The sequence below is a fragment of the Pseudoalteromonas espejiana DSM 9414 genome (genome assembly GCF_002221525.1).
GTDB classification, from domain to species: Bacteria; Pseudomonadota; Gammaproteobacteria; order Enterobacterales; family Alteromonadaceae; genus Pseudoalteromonas; species Pseudoalteromonas espejiana.
Genome location: NZ_CP011029.1, coordinates 245733 through 265940 on the forward strand (window position 1 = coordinate 245733; position 20208 = coordinate 265940).

At 41.1% G+C, this 20208-nt stretch carries 19 protein-coding genes; 9 read left to right on the top strand and 10 right to left on the bottom strand.

Going from position 1 to position 20208, the window contains the following annotated elements; all coding sequences use genetic code 11:
* Both PESP_RS17965 and PESP_RS17970 read right to left on the bottom strand, forming a co-directional pair.
* Complete coding sequence (locus tag PESP_RS17965) at positions 1-531, bottom strand: YfiR family protein (RefSeq protein WP_089349396.1); 531 nt, start codon at positions 529-531, stop codon at positions 1-3.
* Positions 532-539: 8 nt separating this feature from the next.
* Positions 540-2600 carry a TonB-dependent receptor plug domain-containing protein gene (locus PESP_RS17970; RefSeq protein ID WP_089349397.1) on the bottom strand — a complete coding sequence of 687 codons (2061 nt, stop codon included), beginning with the start codon at positions 2598-2600 and terminating at the stop codon, positions 540-542.
* A 478-nt stretch (positions 2601-3078) separates the two neighbouring features.
* Here PESP_RS17970 and PESP_RS17975 point away from each other — a divergent pair, with 478 nt between their 5' ends.
* The 3 genes from PESP_RS17975 (at position 3079) to PESP_RS17985 (ending at position 5728) form a co-directional block, all read left to right on the top strand.
* Positions 3079-4095 (top strand): Kelch repeat-containing protein, encoded by a 1017-nt coding sequence (locus PESP_RS17975; protein WP_089349398.1) that lies wholly within the window; start codon positions 3079-3081, stop codon positions 4093-4095.
* A complete protein-coding gene (locus PESP_RS17980) occupies positions 4092-4808 on the top strand; it encodes an SIR2 family NAD-dependent protein deacylase (protein ID WP_089349399.1) in 717 nt (238 codons plus the stop codon). Before PESP_RS17975 ends, PESP_RS17980 begins: the two co-directional genes overlap by 4 nt.
* 122 nt (positions 4809-4930) lie before the next feature.
* Positions 4931-5728: a response regulator gene (locus PESP_RS17985; RefSeq protein WP_089349400.1), complete on the top strand. Its 798-nt coding sequence runs from the start codon at positions 4931-4933 to the stop codon at positions 5726-5728.
* A 68-nt stretch (positions 5729-5796) separates the two neighbouring features.
* Here PESP_RS17985 and PESP_RS17990 read toward each other — a convergent pair whose 3' ends face one another.
* Positions 5797-6399, bottom strand: a complete 603-nt coding sequence (locus PESP_RS17990; RefSeq protein ID WP_089349401.1) for a LysE/ArgO family amino acid transporter — start codon at positions 6397-6399, stop codon at positions 5797-5799.
* 105 nt (positions 6400-6504) lie between these two features.
* Between PESP_RS17990 and PESP_RS17995 the strand changes: the two genes are divergently transcribed.
* On the top strand, positions 6505-7404 hold the full coding sequence (locus PESP_RS17995) for a LysR family transcriptional regulator ArgP (RefSeq protein ID WP_089349402.1): 900 nt from the start codon (positions 6505-6507) through the stop codon (positions 7402-7404).
* 15 nt (positions 7405-7419) lie between these two features.
* Here the strand turns inward: PESP_RS17995 and PESP_RS18000 are convergent, their stop codons facing one another.
* The gene (locus PESP_RS18000) at positions 7420-8733 is read right to left on the bottom strand and encodes a M20/M25/M40 family metallo-hydrolase (protein WP_089349403.1); all 1314 of its coding nucleotides are present in this window, start codon (positions 8731-8733) and stop codon (positions 7420-7422) included.
* Between the two features lie 404 nt (positions 8734-9137).
* Here PESP_RS18000 and PESP_RS18005 point away from each other — a divergent pair, with 404 nt between their 5' ends.
* Positions 9138-10298: a protein kinase family protein gene (locus PESP_RS18005; protein ID WP_089349830.1), complete on the top strand. Its 1161-nt coding sequence runs from the start codon at positions 9138-9140 to the stop codon at positions 10296-10298.
* 482 nt (positions 10299-10780) lie between these two features.
* Complete coding sequence (locus PESP_RS18010) at positions 10781-11119, top strand: hypothetical protein (RefSeq protein ID WP_089349404.1); 339 nt, start codon at positions 10781-10783, stop codon at positions 11117-11119.
* Positions 11120-11328: 209 nt separating this feature from the next.
* Here PESP_RS18010 and PESP_RS18015 read toward each other — a convergent pair whose 3' ends face one another.
* Both PESP_RS18015 and PESP_RS18020 read right to left on the bottom strand, forming a co-directional pair.
* Positions 11329-12009: an SDR family oxidoreductase gene (locus tag PESP_RS18015; protein ID WP_089349405.1), complete on the bottom strand. Its 681-nt coding sequence runs from the start codon at positions 12007-12009 to the stop codon at positions 11329-11331.
* 228 nt (positions 12010-12237) lie between these two features.
* The gene (locus PESP_RS18020; RefSeq protein WP_089349406.1) at positions 12238-12918 is read right to left on the bottom strand and encodes an SDR family oxidoreductase; all 681 of its coding nucleotides are present in this window, start codon (positions 12916-12918) and stop codon (positions 12238-12240) included.
* A 282-nt stretch (positions 12919-13200) separates the two neighbouring features.
* On the opposite strand from PESP_RS18020, the gene PESP_RS18025 reads away from it, so the two are divergent.
* Complete coding sequence (locus PESP_RS18025) at positions 13201-14055, top strand: mechanosensitive ion channel family protein (protein ID WP_089349407.1); 855 nt, start codon at positions 13201-13203, stop codon at positions 14053-14055.
* A gap of 80 nt (positions 14056-14135) precedes the next feature.
* Here PESP_RS18025 and astB read toward each other — a convergent pair whose 3' ends face one another.
* From astB to PESP_RS18040, 3 genes are all read right to left on the bottom strand, one after another.
* On the bottom strand, positions 14136-15482 hold the full coding sequence (gene astB, locus PESP_RS18030) for an N-succinylarginine dihydrolase (protein WP_089349408.1): 1347 nt from the start codon (positions 15480-15482) through the stop codon (positions 14136-14138).
* Positions 15483-15894: 412 nt separating this feature from the next.
* The gene (locus PESP_RS18035; protein ID WP_089349409.1) at positions 15895-16998 is read right to left on the bottom strand and encodes an L-dopachrome tautomerase-related protein; all 1104 of its coding nucleotides are present in this window, start codon (positions 16996-16998) and stop codon (positions 15895-15897) included.
* Positions 16999-17000: 2 nt separating this feature from the next.
* Positions 17001-18011, bottom strand: coding sequence for a zinc-binding alcohol dehydrogenase family protein (locus PESP_RS18040; protein ID WP_089349410.1), 1011 nt, complete (start codon positions 18009-18011; stop codon positions 17001-17003).
* 116 nt (positions 18012-18127) lie between these two features.
* Here PESP_RS18040 and PESP_RS18045 point away from each other — a divergent pair, with 116 nt between their 5' ends.
* On the top strand, positions 18128-19027 hold the full coding sequence (locus tag PESP_RS18045; protein WP_245852299.1) for a LysR family transcriptional regulator: 900 nt from the start codon (positions 18128-18130) through the stop codon (positions 19025-19027).
* A 3-nt stretch (positions 19028-19030) separates the two neighbouring features.
* On the opposite strand, the gene PESP_RS18050 is transcribed toward PESP_RS18045, so the two are convergent.
* On the bottom strand, positions 19031-19489 hold the full coding sequence (locus PESP_RS18050) for a MarR family winged helix-turn-helix transcriptional regulator (RefSeq protein ID WP_064387177.1): 459 nt from the start codon (positions 19487-19489) through the stop codon (positions 19031-19033).
* Between the two features lie 136 nt (positions 19490-19625).
* Between PESP_RS18050 and PESP_RS18055 the strand changes: the two genes are divergently transcribed.
* The gene (locus PESP_RS18055) at positions 19626-20054 is read left to right on the top strand and encodes an organic hydroperoxide resistance protein (protein WP_089349412.1); all 429 of its coding nucleotides are present in this window, start codon (positions 19626-19628) and stop codon (positions 20052-20054) included.
* The last annotated feature ends 154 nt before the right edge of the window (positions 20055-20208 follow it).

Below are 20208 nucleotides of genomic sequence, written 5' to 3' on the forward strand. Positions count from 1 at the left end.
CTAGCCCTCAACCACGCGCGCAAGGCGCAGTACCTTGGAGCTCATTGTGATCCCAGCTTCTTTGAGTTTGGAAGGGGCAACCTCAAAACGAATTTTACCGCTTGAAAGAAAAAACCGAATTTGACCACCTTGTTCAATAAATCCATCGGTTTCACCGACCAGCATTACATTATTTACGTTATGTACTTTAAGAGACTGCCAGGCTGTGTAGGTGTTATCAGTTATAAAAACAATATCGCAGTTACTAGTCGTTTGTGTATTTAGCTCTATATGCTTGTTAATAAGCTGGCGAGTATGCACCTTTCTGCCTTCAAGGGCTGCATTAGCTATATCAATAAATTGTTTATCAGGGCTGCAAATAGCAAAAGGGGCGGTTGTGTCAGCTGGGATTTGCCATTGGCCAAAGCGCGCAAAATTATATAAAAAACCAGCTTTAAGAACGTATTCTTTTTGCACGGCTAATGCGCTTGTGCTTTTAAAAAGCAAAAGGCATAAAAGTATGTATGGCAGCCTGTTTAAAAGGTTATACATTTTGTCTCTTAAAATGTTGCACTAACAGAAAACGTAACACATTCGTCGATATAGTTTGGCACTGTAAATGTTTCCCGTGTATTACCGTACTCTATGTGCGAACCTGCAAATAAATTTTTACCCGATACAGCTGCGGTCCAGTTATTATTAATTTGCCAGTTCCATGTTAGGTCTAAAGCGGTGTAGTTTTTTGTATTATAAGTACTTGAGTTTTCAACTCTTAATGTTGCAAAAATAGAGTGATTCTCTGCAACTTGATAGTCTATTTTGCTAAATAGCTGTCTATTGACTGAGTCATAGCCAATGGTTGGCCTTGTTGCAAAAGGTAAATCGTAATTAATGTCTGTATAGCTGTAGCCAATTTCACTGCTTAAATTATCAATAAGTTGTATCGATACTAATAAATCTGCGCCAGAGGTCGTTGTTTTACCTACCGAGACAATATCGTAATCTAAGCTTGTATTTTGTAACGCATTAAATGCTTGAGGTATTTGCCCCATTACATAAAAGTTTAGAGCGGGTAAAAAATCATCTACATGTGGGCTTAAACTAATTACAGCGACATCGTACGCATTAGTTGTAAACGCCGACACATCTAAAGACCAATCACTTTTTGACAAACGGTACCCTAACTCGTAAGAGGTATAGTTTTCTGCCGTCACTTTATCGTTACCATTTAAAAAAGTGGCTATACGGTATTGATCGATTTCAGTTATTCCCGTTTCAATACCTATTACGTCAGAAATTTTTAGGCCATTTACCCTAAAGTTGTCGTTATATTCTACTAACGTAGGTATACGGACACTGCGCGATATTGATCCCCAAGCAAGTTGATCTTCAGTGGGTTGGTAAGTAAAACGAGCCAGAGGCTGGTTTTCCCATCCCGTTAAGTCGTTATGCTCTATTTTAGTCCCTACTATAATATTTAATTTGTCAGGAATAAGATTATATTGCGCTTGAAGCATAGCCCCGTATTGGTGAAGGCCTTGAAGGTCTTTATCGCTGTTAATAAAAATGCTGTCAGCAAACGATATATCATTTACACGGTAATTTAGGCCCCAATCAATCTGCCAATCACCTGTAATAAAGTTCATTTGATAATCGATATCTAAAGATTCAAAATCTTCTTTAAGGTAGGGTTGCTCACCATGTTGCTTAAGCCACGACATTTGCAGCATTTGGTTAGCGTTATCTGCCACGCGGTGTTCTACACGGGCCATTAAACGCGTATCTTGCCTGTCGGCAGTCGTAGGAAATTGTTGAGCGCCATTGGTGGCGTCAATCACTCCAGTTAAATTTTGGCCGTGCTCTGTATGCGTGTAATCACCTTGTACAAGTACAGACCATTCATCATTTGGGGTAAAGTCGGTTCTAAAGCCTGCTGATTCTTGCTTAGTAAAGTCACTTGGCTCTATGCGGGTGCCCTTCATTGCGGGCTCAGTGTTTTTTGAATTAATATAGGCGCGGTAACTGCCTATATTGGCAATATCTCCACCATGGCGTAGGCTTAAATCGGCATTAATCTGGTTTCCCGTGACTGCTTTAGCAAAGGTATTGCGGGTATCTATACTGTTTTTGGTGATTATATTGATCACACCATTATTAGCATTACTGCCCCAAAGCAAACCACCTTGTCCGCGAATAACCTCAATGCGTTCAATATCATAAAGTGGAACGTGTAACGACTCCCAATATACAGCCGCAAACTTAGGCGTATAAAGGCTTTGCCCATCTATCATTACAAGTAATTTACCAGAGTAGCGAGAAGCTACGCCCCGTGCTGAAATAGCCCATTGATTGTTATCAAGTTGCCTAACGGCTAAACCCGGGACCATTCTGAGTGCTTCGGGTATAGATGTAGCGCCAGAGCTTACAATTTGCTCTTTACTAAGTACATAAATAGATGAAGCTGTATCAAACGCCGACTGTGCTCTTTTCATCGCTGAGGTTGCTTGTACATCCATACCCATCAATGCATCAAGATCTAAGTCATCATCGTTTAATGGATCTGCAGCGAGCATTGGTGAAACAATAAGAATTGAGAACAACAACATTTGAGGTACTTTCACCTAGGTTTTCTCCACACGGTTCAAAAATCAAAAACAAGGTATGTTTTTGTAAAACATTTTACGCCACAAAATATTAACATACTTTATGTCTATAAAAGTACACTTTATTATTAATTCAAAACAAATCATTTTGAATTAATTAATAAGTAAAGGGTAAACCTAAAGAATTAAGTTATTGCTTTGTTTACCTTAATATATAGCACATTTGTATAAAAAAGGTACAAGTTGAGCAATGTTATAAAGAGCGATTAGTATGAACTCGCATTAATACAGTTTAATGATTTATTTACACTTATTAGGTAAAAACGGTTTATTTATGCCATATTTAGCACTTACATTAATATGCTTATTAATCGATAGTATTTGTATTGCTGTAGGTAAACCCAGTGAGATTACTTAAATAACCTGATGATTACTGGTTCATAAAGGTAAAATAAATTACCCTAAGTGCATTAGTCACTTTTATATTATTTGTTTTATGAGCCTTCTTTTTTCTGTTGCGTTAGCAAGCCTTCCTGCTTTACCCGAACCCGTTGCAAACAATGCCGTAGCTAAGGTTACAGTACAAAACCAAAGCTACTTTTTAAGTTTTATGGGGCTGGGTAAAAACAAACAACATACCGATGTACACAACAAGGTGTTTTCACTTAAATTAGGTGAGAGCGCATGGCAGCAACAAGCGAGCGTACCTTCAAGTTTGCCTTTAAAAGGGCGCTTAGCGAGTACTGCAGTAGGCTTAGGTGAATACGCCTATATATTTGGTGGTTATACGGTAGATAGCGATCATACTGAAATTTCAAGCCCCGATGTGTACCGTTTCGATATAAAAAGCAATACATACAAACATCTTGCAAGTATGCCAGTACCTGTAGATGACAGCGTAGCGATTAGCTACAAAGAGCGCTACATTTACCTCATTAGCGGCTGGCATAACGATGGCAACGTAAATTTAGTACAGGTGTACGATACCCATACCAACACATGGCAACAGGCATCACCTTTTTTAGGCGAGCCCGTATTTGGCCAAGCAGCTGCTATTAGTGGTAACACCATTGTTATATGCGATGGCGTTAAAACCCAAGCAAACCCAGACTCACGCCGCTCGTTTGCAGGTGTTGCGCAGTGTTTAAAAGGCACAATAGATGCCAACAATGTGCAAAAAATAGATTGGCGCACGTTACCTCACCCTACAGGTGAGTCGCATTACCGCATGGCTGCTACTAGCTACAAAGGCAACATTTACATGATGGCTGGTTCTAACAACCCCTATAACTACGATGGTATTGGCTACAATAAAAAGCCAGCACCGGCAAGTAAACACGTGTGGCGTTTTAATATTGAGCAAAATACATGGCAAGCTTTACCGCCTTTAGCCAAAGGCAGCATGGATCACCGCGGTCTACTTGAGCACAACGGGGCTTTGTATCGTGTTGGGGGTATGAACAACCAACAGCAAGTAATAAGCGATGTAACAGGTTATGAGGTAACACAGTGAATACGCTTTATATTACAGGCGCAGGAGTAAGCGCTGCCAGTGGTATACCTACTTTTAGGGGCGAAGATGGCTTTTGGACGATAGGCAGTAAAAACTATACACCTATGGAAATGGCCACGCGTGCTATGTATCAAAACAATCCGCGCGAGTTTTTAGCTTGGTATTACAACCGTTTTGCAACGTATCGTAACCATGGCCCTAACGATGTACACCATTGGCTTAGTGATAAAAACTTAATTACTCAAAATATAGATGGGCTTGATGGCAAAGCGGGTAATAAAAATTACATTGCTATACATGGCAGGCTCGATCAAATGACGTTATTTCATGAGCAAGGCGAAGCTGTTAAACCGCTTAAGACCCCGTGGGATAGCGTAGACGAAAACCGCCTGCATAACTCTCTTTTTGAGCTATTTAATATTCAAAACCAAATGCCTGAGCTAAACCACTCATTTAAGCCCTTTGTTTTGTTATTTGATGAATACTACACCGAGCTTTACAGAATAACCGAAGCACAGCAACGTATGCTCAATGCCGATAAAATTGTATTTATGGGCACCTCATTTAGTGTCAATATTACTCAAATGGCAATTGAAATAGCCCGAAATTACGACATTCCTGTTGAAGTGGTTGACCCAGAGCCTGCGCATATTTTGCACGCTAACGTTACGTATAAAAAAATGAATGCGCTAGATTACATTCAATCTAATTAGAAAGTGCTATATTTATCGAGAGGTTGCTAAAATATTCAATTAACACAACAACCTCTTTATATAATATTAACCTGCAAAGGTGATATTATTATCCTAATTATAACAATACTAAAGAGACTTGAATGAGCGACTTAACTGCAATAGCTAACTTATCAATATTATTGGTTGAGCCTTCAGAGGTTCAGCAAAAAATAATTATAAAATCGCTAGTAGAAAGTGGTGTTAAACAGGTTGAAACTGCCTCTACTCAAGAACAAGTTTTATCGATGCTTGAAGGCTACCACCCAGATTTAGTGATTAGTTCAATGTACTTATCTGACGGCACTGCCGACTCGCTATTGCAAAAAATAAGATCAAACCCAGCCACTGAGCATCAACCTTTTATGCTTATATCGAGCGAGCGTAATAAAAAATACCTTGAGCAATTACGCCAATCGGGTGTGCTGGCTATTTTACCTAAGCCTTTTAGCGCAAAAGCTATTACCCGCGCATTAAAAGCAACGCTCGATATTATAAGCGAAGAAGAAGTAGAGCTTGATCATTTTGATGTAACGCTACTGCGTGTGCTAGTGGTTGACGACAGCCGCTTTGCGCGTAAACACATAATACGCGTACTTGCTGGCATGGGTATTCCTGAGCCAGTAGAAGCCGAAAACGGTAAAGAGGCAATAGCGCATCTAAGTGAGCAGTCGTTCGACTTAATTGTTACCGATTACAACATGCCGGAAATGGATGGGCGCGAACTAACCGAAACAGTACGCGGCTCAAACGCTTACTCGCATATTCCTATTTTAATGGTGAGCTCAGAGGCAAACGACACCCACCTAGCTAATATTGCGCAAGCGGGAGTTGATGCCATTTGTGATAAACCGTTTGAACCCGCAACAGTGCGAGAGCTTCTATATAAAATAATGTCTTAGAAGATTAAAGCGGCGAACAAGTAAAAAATTAAAAAGCGGTAGTAACGCATAACTGCCGCTTTTTTAACTTATTGGCTAGGCACGTTATACAACTGAAACGCTACAAAACATAAAATAGCGGCTACGCAGCTATCAAATATGCGCCATCTAAAAGGGGAGCTTAAAACCTTTTTTAATTTTGGCGCAAATAACACTAAACTACTAAACCAAATAACAGAGGCAACACAAGCACCAATAGCAAAGTGCATAGGCTCTGGTTGGAGTGCGCCAATACTGCCAAGCAGTAATACGGTATCTAAATAAACATGTGGATTTAGTAAACTTATTGCAAAGGCCGCAAGGGCAGTTTGCCACCAGCTCACTTTTATTACCTGAGTTACTTTCAACCCCGATGTGCCTTTAATTGCACTGCGCGCAGAGCCAAATGCTAAATAAAGTAACATAGCTATACCGCCCCACGTTAACCACGGTAATAACCCTGGCAGCCATAGCTTTAACTCATTAGCTGCAAATACCCCTACAATAATTAAAGTGGCGTCACAAATTATACAAACCGCGGCTAAAACAAAACGGTTAGTGCCCGCCATACATTGACTTAAAATCCAAATGTTTTGCGCCCCAATGGCAATAATTAAACTCAGCCCCAGCATCACACCCGACAAAAACGACATACTTTAAATCCAAATAAATAAAACCTGCTATTCAATGCCTTGCAGGGTAGGGAGTATTCTGCTACAAATCCAATGAATATATTTATTGTTATATGCGTAATACTCATGATTGATTATCAGTTACTCAATGCGCTTAGCGCCGTTATAAGTGAAGGCGGATTTGAAAAGGCGTCTAAAAAGTTATTTATTACCCAATCGGCGGTGAGCCGGCGTATTCATCAGTTAGAAGCCAAACTAGGTGAACCCGTATTAATAAGAACCCAGCCACCATCGCCAACAGCATTAGGCAAGCGCTTACTTAATCATTTACAGCAAGTATTACAGCTAGAAGTAGCCCTTAATGTGGGGGCGCTTAACGAGCATACTGATTTAAATACACCACTTAGTGTAAGGCTTGCCGCTAATGCGGATTCGCTTGCAACTTGGCTTCCCGAAGCACTCGCCGTGCTCGATACCGAACTAACCTGCAAGCTCAGGTTTGAAGTAATTTGTGAAGATCAATCAGTCGCCCATAAAAGAATGAAAGACGGCGAAGTAATGGTGTGTATTAGCTCATCACCCGAGCCTGTAAATGGCGGCCTTGTTAGCCCACTTGGCGCTATACGCTATAAAGCCATTGCGAGTCCTGAATTTATAAAGCAGCATAAAATCAACGACCTTTCGCAGTTAGCGCACTTACCGTGTTTAGTGTACAGCGACCTTGATAAATTACAGCATCAGTTTTTAAACGACATTAACGGCTCAACACCCCTGTTTACCCATATATACCCTTCGTCAGAGGGATTTAAACAAGCCATGATCGCAGGCTTAGGCTATGGGTTATTACCTACATTACAGCTAGGAGATTCGTTAACAAAAGGAGAGTTAGTCGATTTATTCCCAGAATATTATATTGATACGCCTTTGTACTGGCACTATTGGCAAACCGAAAGCCCGCAGCTTAAAACGCTACGCAAATTTGCATTGCAAGTAGCGAGCAAACGGTTAGAGCCTATTAACCCATAAGGGCTCAGCTTGTGTTTATAGCTGCCCTAATCTGTATATAAGCAGCGCTGTTTTAGCGGTGTTTTTATTTAGGCTGGTTAAATCGGCGGTTTCGTTTTTAGTGTGCGCGCCACTGCCCATTAGGCCTAGCCCATCAAGCGCCATATCAACATGGTTTGCAGCAAACGAAATATCAGCAGCACCGGCATTACGAGGGTTTGCAGCCACCACTTTGTTATAGCCTAAGTCTTGGCTTGCTTGGCTATACAGTGCAAGCAGCTTTTTATTACCTTCGGTGAGCCCCATTGGTGGGTAGCCGTCTTCAAAAATAAGCTCAGCTTGGCTGCCATTTAAGCTTTTAGCCACTATTTGCTGCATCACTTTTTTAGCGCCTTCTACCTGCTTTGGCGAAAGCGCTCGTAAATCACCCGCTACATGCACGGTTTGTGCAATTACATTACTTTTACCAAACGCCGTGGCTGACGAGTTAGCACTGTTGTACTGTGCATCAGTGCCACCCACAATAAGCCCCGGATTAAAGGTTAAATTAGGTTGTGTGGCAAGTTGTTCTCTAAAGTCATTTAAAATACGAGAGGCCTCGTAAATAGCACCGTAGCCCACAGTTTCACTAAATATTTGCGATGAATGTGCAGCATTGGCCGTTACGTTTAGCGTCCAGCCAGTATAACCACGGCGCGCAGCCATCGCGGTTTTAATATTGTTATCGCCATTTTCATAGCCAAGCGCTACATCTGCCCATATTGCGCCATCAACAATAGCTTGCTTAGATAAGCTAAGTGGGCGACCGCTGCTTTCCTCATCGCCGGTAAGCAGTACTTTTACGCTTACGTTTTCAAGTAAATTAAGGGCTTGTAAGCTTTTAAGGGCGGTAATTATAATGGTATTGCCGCCTTTCATATCGGCTACACCCGGGCCGCTCGCGGTGTTCTCATCAATTTGTTTATAGGTAGTAAAGTTATCGTGTTTGGCAAACACAGTATCAAGGTGGCCGATCATCAGTATTTTTATTGCATCGGGGTTTTTACTCTCATGCGTAGCGAGTACATGCCCTGCACGGTTAAACGTGCTGCCATCTAACCACTCAACCTTAAAACCAATCGCTTTTAGTTGCTCACTTGCAAGCGCGCCTACTTTTTTTACACCTTCAATATTAAGTGAGCCGCTATTAATGTTTACCGCTTGTTTTATTTCTTCAAGCGCTTGCGGCATGTTGTGCTCAACTTGTTTAACTATTTGCCGCTCGTTTTTATCAAGTGCAGCAAAGCTTGTGATAGGTATAGTAGTGGCAAGGGTAACGATAAGAGCGTGGCTAAACTTTAAAAGGGACATAACAGCCTAATAAGTGAAAAATAGTTCAGCTAATATGAAGTAAAAATACTGAGGATTCAATAGAAGTAGATTATGACTTGTACAAACAATAATGAGTTACAAAGTTAAAGGTTAAAGTGGGTATGCGTTATTGACTTAAATTCAGATATTTAAAATATAACCTGTTAATTAATAATCAACCGGTATAACTAAACAACGATTTGTCTGATATTACTGATCTCCACCATTTTGGGGTTTTGCTGCATTTAAGAAAGGAAAGTCGAAGCTAACTATCTGTTTACAGGTGTTTATTATATGGTTAGGATGAAACTGGTATAAAATAGGGACATCTGTCGGTTTGTAAAACGACAAATGTCGTAGACTAAGTTGTTATGGTTCAATTAGAGACAGGTTTTATAATATTAATGAATGCAGATAATGCCATAGAGAGTCACTACAGAAAGCTCATTGATATTTTGAATAATGAATTCGAAGATCTTTACGAATCAATAAATAATGACAAGTTAAGGATTTTATTCTCTACTCTTCACTCTAGCGTCACTAGTCTTTTTGACTCGATGAATAATAGGCTTCCAACAGATGAAGACACGGCTCACTTCTGGGCAGACCCGAGTAGGGAACTCATTAGATCTATAGAGACGATTGAAGCTTTAGAGAGATCTTTGAAGAACTCCGAACATGCATTCTATATTGAGGAGTACCATCGAGATAGACTTACTTTTTGTAAGAGCTTTCTGAGTAAGAGTGGTGGGAGTGCAATCCCTCCTTATACTGAAAAGATAGAGATTTATTATACTATCCCAATATTTTTTCCACAAAGCTCAGTGAAAATTGAGAACAAAAATAAGACCGCTGATCTAAAGGCTCTAGGTAGTGGGTCTTATGCAAATGTCTATAAGTATTTTGACAGTTTCTATAATAAAAACTTTGCTTTAAAGCGGGCAAAGAAAGATCTAAATGCAAAGGAAATTGAAAGGTTTAAGCGAGAGTACGAACAAATGAGTATGCTAAGCTCACCATATGTTCTAGAAGTTTATGGATACAATGAAAAAAACAATGAGTACATTATGGAATTTATGGACAACTCATTGGATAAGTATATGTTAAAAAACAATTCCAAGTTATCGTTTCAAGATCGCGTTAAGTTAGGGCTGCAAATACTCAGAGCTTTCTCGTACATACATTCTAAAAATATTTTGCACAGGGATATTAGCCCTAAAAATATTCTACTCAAAGAATATGATGATGTGGCTGTAGTGAAAATAGCGGATTTTGGTCTGGTGAAAATCGTTGATAGCGAACTAACTTCTGAAAATACGGATTTTAAAGGCTACTATAATGATCCAAGCCTAGTTACAGAAGGGTTTGATAGTTATAGCATCTTGCATGAAACATACGCGTTGACTCGTATTTTATATTACGTCTTAACCGGAAAGAGTAAGACTGAAAAATCACCAGAGAATGTGCGTGCTTTCATTGATATAGGCCTGAGTAGTGATAAGTCTATTAGATTTAAAGATGTTGATGAGTTACGCATAGCCTTTCAAGCTATCGCACCAATGTAATTTTGCCGTGAACCATATCAAAGCCCAGCAGTTCGTAGCCTTCGGCTACCGGACTCGCTTCGCTCGCCGCTGTGGGCGGCGTTAGCTATCTAGGAGGTAACATTTAGCAAAGTACATTTAGGCCAATAGGGGTATTAGGTGGAGGTTCAATTCCTCTAGCGATTGTTGGCTCTGTAGCCCTTTTATTAATTTTACTTCGTTACTTAACCATTCGTTTAGTTCCTTTGGCAAACGATAACAGTAAAAAGGAGGTGTCTATGGTAAAAACAATAACTGCTCGTACTCGTATTTTTTTAAGCTCTGCGTTTGAAACTTTATGGGCTTACGGAGTCAGCAGCGTGGCAGGTTTGCACCTTTTGGCCTAAGTGTATTCGATAGCTAACAAAGCTTCCAATCATCGCCACTTTGTGGCAGGACAGCCTAAAGAGTGCTTTGCACACGTCTATTGGTTATGGCGGCGTTAACAGTTCAAGGAGTAGTGTATGGAATGGTTTTTAGTAATTTGCTTTATTATTAGCGTAACATCTTTGTATTTTAGTTATGGGTCTAGGCATTATATTCCCGAAAAAGTGTTGGTAGACATGGGAGAGCAAGTGTTCATTTCTCACTTACCCGTTGCTAAATTAAATAAAAAGTATGGGAAAACTATTCCTAAGTCTTCGGTTACTAAAATCCAGTTAGCTGGTAACTATGTTAGTTTCTTCAATGCGAGTGATAATGCTGTTGATATTTGGGCACCAAGCGATCGCCTAGCGAAGCCCATTTTTGAGTATGCAAGAGGGATTTTTAAAGATGCAGACGTTGTTGTTATAAACTGCTAACAATCATATTAAGCTGCTCGCAAGGACTATAGCACGAGCGAATTGCAGCCGACTCAAATTTTAGATCGTATGTCTGTGTGCATCATTAGATAATAAACTAGACACCCATCTCAAATTTTTAGTCTATCCAGCCGGTATTTAGAGTTAACAACCATCAGGTTTAACATCATTGGCATTAAACCTGACAGCTCAAACTCAACCAATCAACGTTAGTTAGTTGGCATTAAATAAATCTCGCGTACGCTGTTGCGCTGGTTTGCTTCTATTGCAAACAATACCGCGTCGGCTACATCTTGTGGGTCGAGTTTGTCGGGCTTAGCTTCATCAAAAAATGGGGTGTTTACCATGCCTGGGGCTATGGTGGTACAGCGGCCATTCCACTCGCTCATTTCCTCAGCTAAGTTTTGTCCAAACCCGTAAGCAAACCATTTAGTTGCACCGTAAATAGAGCCTTTAATAGGCTTACGACCAGCGGCTGAGCTGGTTAATATAAAATGACCTTTGTTTTGGCGTAAATGGGGCAGTGTTGCTTTTGCCGTCCACAGCAGAGCTTTAATGTTTATGTCTATCATGGTTGACCATTCATCAGGGTCACCCTTTTCGGTGCCTGCGGTTGAAACGCCCATACCTGCATTGGCAAATGCGGCGTCTAATCGGCCAAATTTTTCGAGCCCTTTTGTTACCACGTTTTCAAGCTCGGTAAAGTCGGTGGCATCTGCGGGTACACTCAGTGCGTTATCTTCACCTAATGATTGTACTAATTGAGTTAATTTGTCTTCGCTTCTGGCAGTAAGTATTACTTTGTGGCCGTTATTAACCAGTGTTTTGGCGGTTGCTTCACCTATGCCACTAGAAGCACCTGTAATGAGGACTATTTTTTCTTTCGCCATGATTATTTCTCCTATGTTTACATATTCAAAATGATTAGAACGGTTTAACTAATATGTGCTGTTTACTGTAACAGTACTGGGTTAACAGGGCTTGAATGGAGAAGCCTGTTTATCTTTTGAGGTTGAGTTTGCATCAGAGTGCTTGGTATTTGGGTAAGGGGCATAAACACAGAACGATTAAACCTTTATTGGGTAGAAGCAATTTTAATTCTGAAAGGTCAGGCCCCATTAATTGGTTGGCCTTAGGTGTATTTCTCTGATGTTATTGCGCTGGTTTGCTTCAAGTGCAAAGAGTACGGCGTCGGCAACATCTTGTGGGTATAATTTGTCGGGCCTTGCTTCATCGGTAAATGGAGTATTTACAGCACCTGGGGTTATGGTGGTACAGCGCCCGCCCCATTCGCTCATTTCTGCTGCGAGGTTTTGGCCAAAGCCATAAGTAAACCACTTACTTGCACCATATATTGAGCCTTTAACAGCTCTGCGGCCAGTGGCTGAGCTGGTTATAATAAAATGGCCTTTGGTTTTTCGTAAATGGGGGAGGGTCAGTTTAGCGCTCCACAGCAGGGCGTTTATGTTTATATTAAGCATAGTTGCCCATTCGTCGGGGTCGCCTTTTTCTATTCCTAATGTGTTTAGCCCTTTACCTGCGTTTGCGAATGTAGCGTCTAAGCGGCCAAATTTGCTAAGCCCTTTTGTTACTGCGTTTTTAAGCTCGTTAAAATTGGTTGCATCTGCCGGCACGCTGAGTGCGTTATCTTCACCTAATTCTTTGACTAATTTTGTTAGTTTGTCTTCGCTTCTGGCTGTAAGTATGACTTTGTGGCCGTTATTAACCAGCGTTTTGGCAGTTGCTTTGCCAATACCGCTAGAGGCACCTGTAATGAGGATTATTTTTTTGTTCGCCATGGTTATTTCTCCTATGTGGGCCTATTCAAAATAAGGAAAGTATTTACGGTAACTTTTGTACTAACACTAACAGTGTGTGGTTAACCTAAATTGAATAATAACGTTAGAGGAACATAGCTTTTATTTAATGCTTTAATTTAATACAAAAACAATAGGTATAACTAATTTATAGCTATATACTCGCGCGGTTTTTTAGCCATTAAGGCTAAATTGTGGGTATGGCGCATTTAGCTTTGCTCATTTTTAAATTGTGCTGAGTGTCAGCCGTTTTTTGGAATACGTATGAAAGATAAACTTATTGTGTTTTGGCAAAGCCATTCAGAAACAATCATCACTTTAGGTTACAAAGTGGTATTAGCGTTGGCTATTTTAGTTGCGAGTGCACTTATTGCGCGCTCGGTTAAAAAAGCGATTAAAAACTCTAAGTCGCCATTAAAAAAAGTAGACGAAACGCTACTACCGCTGTTATCGAGCATTGCAGGGTATTTAGTTTACATAATTGCTGGGCTGTTTATTTTAGATATTTTTGGCGTTAATACGGCAAGCTTAATAGCGCTAATGGGCGCGGCGGGTTTAGCGATTGGTTTGGCGCTTAAAAACACCTTAAGTAATATTGCCGCTGGCATTATGCTATTAATACTTAGGCCATTTAAAATAGGCGATTTTGTAGATGCGAGCGGCACGCTTGGCACAGTGAACGAAATAAACTTATTTACGACCATTTTTAAAACCACCGACGGCCTTTATATCGTATCGCCTAACGGTAAAGTGTGGGGCGGCAACATTAAAAACTTTACCCGTAATGGTAAAAGGCGCATGGATATAGTGGTGGGGATTTCGTACGCCGACTCTATTGATGTAGGCTTAAATGTACTTAAAGAATTAGCTGCATCAGAAAGCCGACTACTTGCAGAGCCAGCACCTAAAGTAATGGTCACCTCAATAGGCGAAAGCGCGGTGAACATTCAATTACGTGCATGGGCTGTAAATGGCGATTACTGGCAAACCGTGTGGGATTTAAATAAACGCGTTAAAGAAGCCATAGAAGGTGCTGGGCTGAGCATTCCGTTTCCGCAGCGAACGCTGCATATATCTGAGTCGATGGCATCGGCAATAACAGTAAGTAAAGAAACTTAAACTCTATTAGCATAAGCACAAATAAAAATAGCGAGCCTTGGCTCGCTATTTTTGTATTAGCCTATGTGTTGGCCGAGGTATTAACCTTCTAGTTGAAAGTCGTACACTGAGCCTAAGTTAAGCAGCTGGGTTAGTTCATCCAGTGCTTGGTAGCTTTCTGTAAGTAGGGCTGAATCGGCAAAGTCGCTTGCGCCTAATTTATCGCGGTAGTTACGTTTTGCCCAGTCACAAAGCTGAGTGTATTTAGTATCGGTTAAAATAACCTCAGGGTTTACTGCAGCAAGTTCTTGCTCGTTAAGAGCTACACGTAAACGTAGGCAGGCAGGTCCGCCACCATTTTGCATACTTTGGCGCAGGTCAAAAAACTGCACTTGGTTTACTGGGTTATCCGCTAAAATCATTTCTTCAATGTAGGCGTTTACTGCGCTATTACGTTGGCACTCTTGTGGTGCTACTAATAGCATTGAGCCATCGTCTAGGCTTACTAATTGGCTATTAAATAAGTAACTGCTTACTGCATCGCTAATGCTTACTTTATCGGTAGGTACTTCAATTATGTATAGCTGTTTGCTGCCGGTGTAGGCATCGCGAATTTCTTGCAGGGCATCTTGTTGGTTTAAAAATGCTTGCTGGTGGCAAAGCAGTACGTTTGCGTTACCTACTGCAATTACATCGTTATGAAACACGCCTTGGTCTATAACATCTGGGTTTTGCTGCAGTAAAATTTGGCTCGATTCTTTTAAATTATGTAATCGGCAAATGGCTTCTGAGGCTTCTAGTGTTTGCCTTGCAGGAAACTTAGCCGGTTTTGGTAATTGGCTGTTAAAGGCACTTGCGCCAAATACAAACATTTCTAGGCCTTGCTCGCCGTGGCTGTCGCAAAGTCGGGTATGGTTAGCCGCGCCTTCGTCGCCAAAAAAGCCCTGATCGGGTAAATGCGTGTGGTGTGCAAAATAGCTATCGTTATTAAACATGGCTTTTAATAAGCGGGTAGTGATAGCAGGCTCTAGCGAGCGATGAAACTTATTGTTTAAATTAGCTGAGGTAAAATGCACTTTGCCATCGAGGGTATCTGGCGAAGGTGAAACAGTAGCGGCATTGGCGGTCCACATAGCAGAGGCCGAATAACACGCGCGCAATAAAATAGGGTCTGCTTTAAATGCTTTATGAATAACTTGCGAATCGTTGCCAGTAAATCCTAAGCGACGTAGCACGTTTAAATCGGGGCGTGCGTGGGGCGCAAACACACCTTGTGTTAGGCCTTTGTCGTGCATGGCTTTCATTTTTTCAAGGCCCTGTAACACAGCTTCTTGAGGGTTTGAAAAACTTGCCGCATTATTTAACGAGGCAACGTTACCATACGATAAACCCGCATAGTTGTGAGTAGGGCCAACTAAGCCATCAAAATTTACTTCTAAGGCGTGCATACACGTTCCAATCATATTGTTTTTAGTAACTTAACAATACAACGCAATGGCCGCGCTTGCAAAGCCTATAAATACGAAATTTATCGGCTGTAAACTCGCTCTTTGTCGCACGTTGTATGGGTATTACTCGGATCGTTTACCTGCCATACACTAATGTCTAAACGCCAAATTAGGTAAAGGGTGTGGTATAAGTTAGCCATGGTATTTTCCTTGAAAGTTTCACTGAACACATCTGTACTGTGGAAGAATTATGCCAACTGTTAATTGAATATTTTATGAATATAAATCAGTAATTTATTAAAACACTAAAAATAACTTTTGAGCGCTTAGCACCACTTTGGGGCTAAAGGGCTTAAAAGTTGCACCAAAAAGCCACGCAGTAGGTGCGTGGCTTATGTTTTATACGTGGTAATTAGCGCCCTACTTTACCCTTTACTAGCGGGTCAAACGACAGCACACTAAATTTCCCTTGGCTGGCATTTTTACCGTCATTTAATACTGGCGAGCGATGTAGCTCATCTACGGTAAAATATATTTTATGATCGGCGCCGTAACTAAAGCCATCTGGCCAGCTTAAGCGCTCGTCTTTAAATAATACCTGGTATTTACCGCTTGGTTTTACTACGCCAATTGCGCCGTTGGTTATGTCGGTAACATACACATTGCCGCCGCCATCAACAATAATACCATCGGAAATTGGCTTGGTGCCGTAGCGCGTTACTTTACTCTCAAGGGTGCTTGCGCTCAGGCTTTTATTGTTAATATCGCTGGTGGCAATACGATAAACCGACGTGCCAGACATAGAGCCAAAGTAAAGCCACTGTTCGCTTGGGTCGAGTGTGATTGGGTTTACGCCTAAACGTGCTGGTTGACCGCCTAGTTTCATGGTGCGCCCCTCAATAACCATGTCGATGTTCTCGGCTGTGGTGTATTGGCTATTTTGTAATACTCTGCGCGCCTCACCAGTTTTTAAATTTACGGTAATAATAGCGGCTTGGCTGCCTTGTGCGGTGTCGGCAATGTATACAACACCGTGTTTATTATCGATAACTAAATCGTTTAAAAACGAGGTGTCGGTAATGGTGGGTTTAGCTAAGTAAATTATTTTATGCAGCTGCTCTTTATTGGTATCCCATCCGACTAAACGCCCAGCATGATCAGGGCCTGATGTATCAAGCATCCATAATACGCCATCGGCTGATACATTTATGCCAAGTACATCGTAAAAGCCTTTGCCGTTTTTATACGCGTATGCCCATTCTTCATTAGGGTAGGGTTTGGTGGTGCCATCGCTTAATAGCTCCATAATTTTTTGTTTTTGGCCGTAAAAACCATGTACCGATAAAAACTTACGACCCGATGGCGTAATAGCAATGTTACCCGGTGGGTGCTGAGCGTCGAAAGTGGCTACTGTTTTTAAATCAGCATTTTGATTAGCAGTATTAGCAAACACACTACTGGTTAACAACGCGGTGCTGCAGGCTGCAACTAAAAGTAATTTTTTAATCTCGATCATGTTTAAAAGCCTTCTAAAACAAGTTTACCGCGTGATGTGTGCGATTCTAAAATTTGGTGCGCTTTATATAAATTAGCGGCGTTGATTGGGCCTAAATTTTGCCCAAGCGTGGTTTTAAGTGTACCTGAGTCTATCAGCTCACTAATCTCATTAAGTAAGGTGTGCTGCGCTGTTATATCGGTTGTAGTAAATAGCGAGCGGGTAAACATAAACTCCCAATGCACCGATATACACTTACGCTTAAATTTTAAAATATCGAACGATGTAGGGTCGTCTATTAGCGCAAATTTACCTTGGGGTTTTATACACTCCACTATTTGGTCTTGGTATTGGTCGGTATGGGTTAAGCCAATAACGTAATCAAACTCAACTAACCCCAGCTCTTTGCGCTGCTCGTTTAAGTTTTTAGAATGATCGAGCACGTGATCGGCTCCTAACTCTTTAAGCCAAGTTACGCTTTGCTCGCGCGATGCAGTACCTACCACGTTTAGCCCAGTAAGTTGCTTGGCAAGCTGTACTAAAATAGAGCCAACGCCACCTGCGGCGCCAATAACTAAAATAGATTGCTGAGTATTTTGCTTATTTTTAGGCACTTGCAGGCGATCAAACAGCATTTCGTAGGCGGTAATGCTGGTTAGCGGTAGCGCTGCGGCTTGTGCGTCGGTTAATGTTTTAGGCGCACGCCCTACAATACGCTCGTCAACTAATTGAAATTGCGCATTACTGCCTTGGCGCGATAAATCGCCGGCGTAAAATACACGATCCCCCACATTAAATAACGAAACCGACTCGCCAACGGCTTTTACAATGCCTACGCCGTCCCAACCTAATACTTTGTAGCCTTGCTCTGGCGCTACATTGGCACGTATTTTTGTATCTACAGGGTTTACTGAAATAGCATTTACTTCAATAAGTAGGTCGTGCCCGGTGGCGGTTGGGGTATCAAGCTCAATTGCTTGTATAGAGCTTGCTGTAAGCGTTTTAGTGTTTTTGGTGTAGCCAAATGCTTTCATGTGCGTTCCTGATGATTTTAACGTGTAAGTATTTTTAACTTATAAGCACTATAGCTCAGTTGAAAAATAGAAAAAGACATGAAAAACTAAAGCACTTTCAAATTTTAATTGAAAATATGCGATCATTTAACGATATTCAAACTTTTATAGATGTAGCTAGTTGCGCCAGCATTTCTGAAGCCGCACGGCAAAACGCGCAAACTCCAGCGGCGGTAAGTGCCGCTATTAAGCGCCTAGAAAAAGATTTAGGAAACGTGCTGTTTATTCGCTCTACCCGCAGCTTACGATTAAGTGTGGCAGGGGAGCAGTTTTTAAGTTATGCCAAAGATTCACTTTCACTTATTCAACAAGGTGTAGCCGCAGTGCAAACTGCATTAGGCGAAGTAACAGGAACGCTTCAGGTATCGGCCCCGTGCGATTTAGGGCGTAATAAACTAAGTGAATGGCTTAATGAGTTTTTAGCGCAATACCCAAATGTAAAACTTAAACTGCATTTAAGTGACGAAGTAAGCGACATTTACAGCCAATCAATTGATATTGCACTGCGCTTTGGTGTACCAAAAGATTCGCAGTTAATTGCAGCGCCACTATTTTTAAATAATGCGCGTATTTTAGTGGCCTCTGCTGAATATGTAGCAAAAAATGGATTGCTTACACATCCCCTTAACTTAACGCAGCATACCACCATTACGTTTATGCGCTTTGGTGAGGTGTTTAAAGAGTGGCGATTTTATAAAAATGGCGCGGTGCAAAAAGTGCAGCTAAATTGCCAACACATAGTAAACGATGGCGAAATGGTTAGGCGCTGGGCGCTAGAGGGCAAAGGCATTGCGTATAAGTCATATTTGGATGTAATTGATAATTTAGCAAGCGGGGAGCTCGTTCATTTATGCCCACAGTGGCAAAGCGATCCGCTACCGCTTTATATGATGTACGCCGACCGGCGCCAAATGACCCCGGTGATCACCGCATTTAGGGCGTTTATTCAACACAAAATAACCGCGTTAGTGGGGTAGTTTTTAATCTTTATTTTCTGCGCAGCTGTGGCTAGTTAAATCGTTTACCACTAAATCAAGCAGCTGCATAAGCTGTTTAGCTTGCGTAGGGTCTACACTTTCAAACTTACATAATATATTTTTTGGAATATCAGCGGCTTCGTTTTTAAGGGCTTGTCCACTTTGGGTAAGCTGAATTAGGCGTTTACGCTTATCGTGTTCGTCTTTAATAACAGCCAGCAGAGACTTTTCGGTCATTTTTTTGAGTATTTGGGTCATAGCGCCGCCATCAATAGCGGTTTTATCTATTAGCTGCGCGATGGTGATTTCGTCTTGCTCCCACAGCGCCATCATCACTACATACTGCGGATACGTTAAGTTAAGTGCAGCCAAAGGCTCACGGTAAGCGCGAGCAATGCTATTTGATGCCATATATAGCCTATGACACAGCTGATTTTTTAATTTTAATTGCTCAAACGACATGCCCAACTCCCAACGCGTTAATACTTTAAACTCAAAAAAACATTTTAATTTGCATGCAAAGTATTTGCAATTACTATTTATCTGCACTATTATTTTGCATGCAAAATAAATTAATTGATAAACTTTGGAGTTCACTATGAATGTATTACAAAACGTTGCCTACACAGCAAAAGCAACTGCAACCGGTGGCCGTGAAGGTGTAGCTAAATCTGACGATGGCCGTTTAGATGTAAAACTATCAACCCCAAAAGGGCTAGGTGGCGACAACGGGCAAGGCACTAACCCAGAGCAGTTATTTGCAGCAGGTTATGCAGCGTGTTTTATTGGCGCACTAAAATTTGTAGCAGGTAGCGAAAAAGTTGAACTACCAAGTGATACACACATTAATTCTGAAGTATCTATTGGCGCGATTGAAGGCGGTTTTGGTATTGCAGTTAAATTAGCGGTATCACTCGGTGATATGGATAAAGCGGCAGCGCAAGAACTTGTAAATAAAGCACACCAAGTATGCCCATACTCAAACGCTACACGCGGTAACATTGAAGTAGAGCTTTCGGTTATTTAATTATCTAATTAGATAATTTTAAAAGCCCAGTGGTTTTGCCACTGGGCTTTTTTGTGCGCTGCAATTTAGCAGAGTTTCTACGCTTACAAATAAATATACGAAAAATCGTATATTCACTATTCCATATATCCTAATTTTGTTTTATTGTATGCAC

Bases quoted from the DNA above. Each gene is read 5' to 3' on its own strand.
- PESP_RS17990 (WP_089349401.1), bottom strand. From the start codon at position 6,399: ATGTCGTTTTTGTCGGGTGTGATGCTGGGGCTGAGTTTAATTATTGCC.
- PESP_RS18010 (WP_089349404.1), top strand. From the start codon at position 10,781: ATGGAATGGTTTTTAGTAATTTGCTTTATTATTAGCGTAACATCTTTG.
- PESP_RS18020 (WP_089349406.1), bottom strand. From the start codon at position 12,918: ATGGCGAACAAAAAAATAATCCTCATTACAGGTGCCTCTAGCGGTATT.
- PESP_RS18025 (WP_089349407.1), top strand. From the start codon at position 13,201: ATGAAAGATAAACTTATTGTGTTTTGGCAAAGCCATTCAGAAACAATC.
- PESP_RS18045 (WP_245852299.1), top strand. From the start codon at position 18,128: ATGCGATCATTTAACGATATTCAAACTTTTATAGATGTAGCTAGTTGC.
- PESP_RS18035 (WP_089349409.1), bottom strand. From the start codon at position 16,998: ATGATCGAGATTAAAAAATTACTTTTAGTTGCAGCCTGCAGCACCGCG.
- PESP_RS17965 (WP_089349396.1), bottom strand. From the start codon at position 531: ATGTATAACCTTTTAAACAGGCTGCCATACATACTTTTATGCCTTTTG.
- astB (WP_089349408.1), bottom strand. From the start codon at position 15,482: ATGCACGCCTTAGAAGTAAATTTTGATGGCTTAGTTGGCCCTACTCAC.
- PESP_RS18050 (WP_064387177.1), bottom strand. From the start codon at position 19,489: ATGTCGTTTGAGCAATTAAAATTAAAAAATCAGCTGTGTCATAGGCTA.
- PESP_RS18000 (WP_089349403.1), bottom strand. From the start codon at position 8,733: ATGTCCCTTTTAAAGTTTAGCCACGCTCTTATCGTTACCCTTGCCACT.
- PESP_RS17985 (WP_089349400.1), top strand. From the start codon at position 4,931: ATGAGCGACTTAACTGCAATAGCTAACTTATCAATATTATTGGTTGAG.
- PESP_RS18055 (WP_089349412.1), top strand. From the start codon at position 19,626: ATGAATGTATTACAAAACGTTGCCTACACAGCAAAAGCAACTGCAACC.
- PESP_RS18040 (WP_089349410.1), bottom strand. From the start codon at position 18,011: ATGAAAGCATTTGGCTACACCAAAAACACTAAAACGCTTACAGCAAGC.
- PESP_RS18015 (WP_089349405.1), bottom strand. From the start codon at position 12,009: ATGGCGAAAGAAAAAATAGTCCTCATTACAGGTGCTTCTAGTGGCATA.
- PESP_RS17995 (WP_089349402.1), top strand. From the start codon at position 6,505: ATGATTGATTATCAGTTACTCAATGCGCTTAGCGCCGTTATAAGTGAA.
- PESP_RS17975 (WP_089349398.1), top strand. From the start codon at position 3,079: ATGAGCCTTCTTTTTTCTGTTGCGTTAGCAAGCCTTCCTGCTTTACCC.
- PESP_RS18005 (WP_089349830.1), top strand. From the start codon at position 9,138: ATGAATGCAGATAATGCCATAGAGAGTCACTACAGAAAGCTCATTGAT.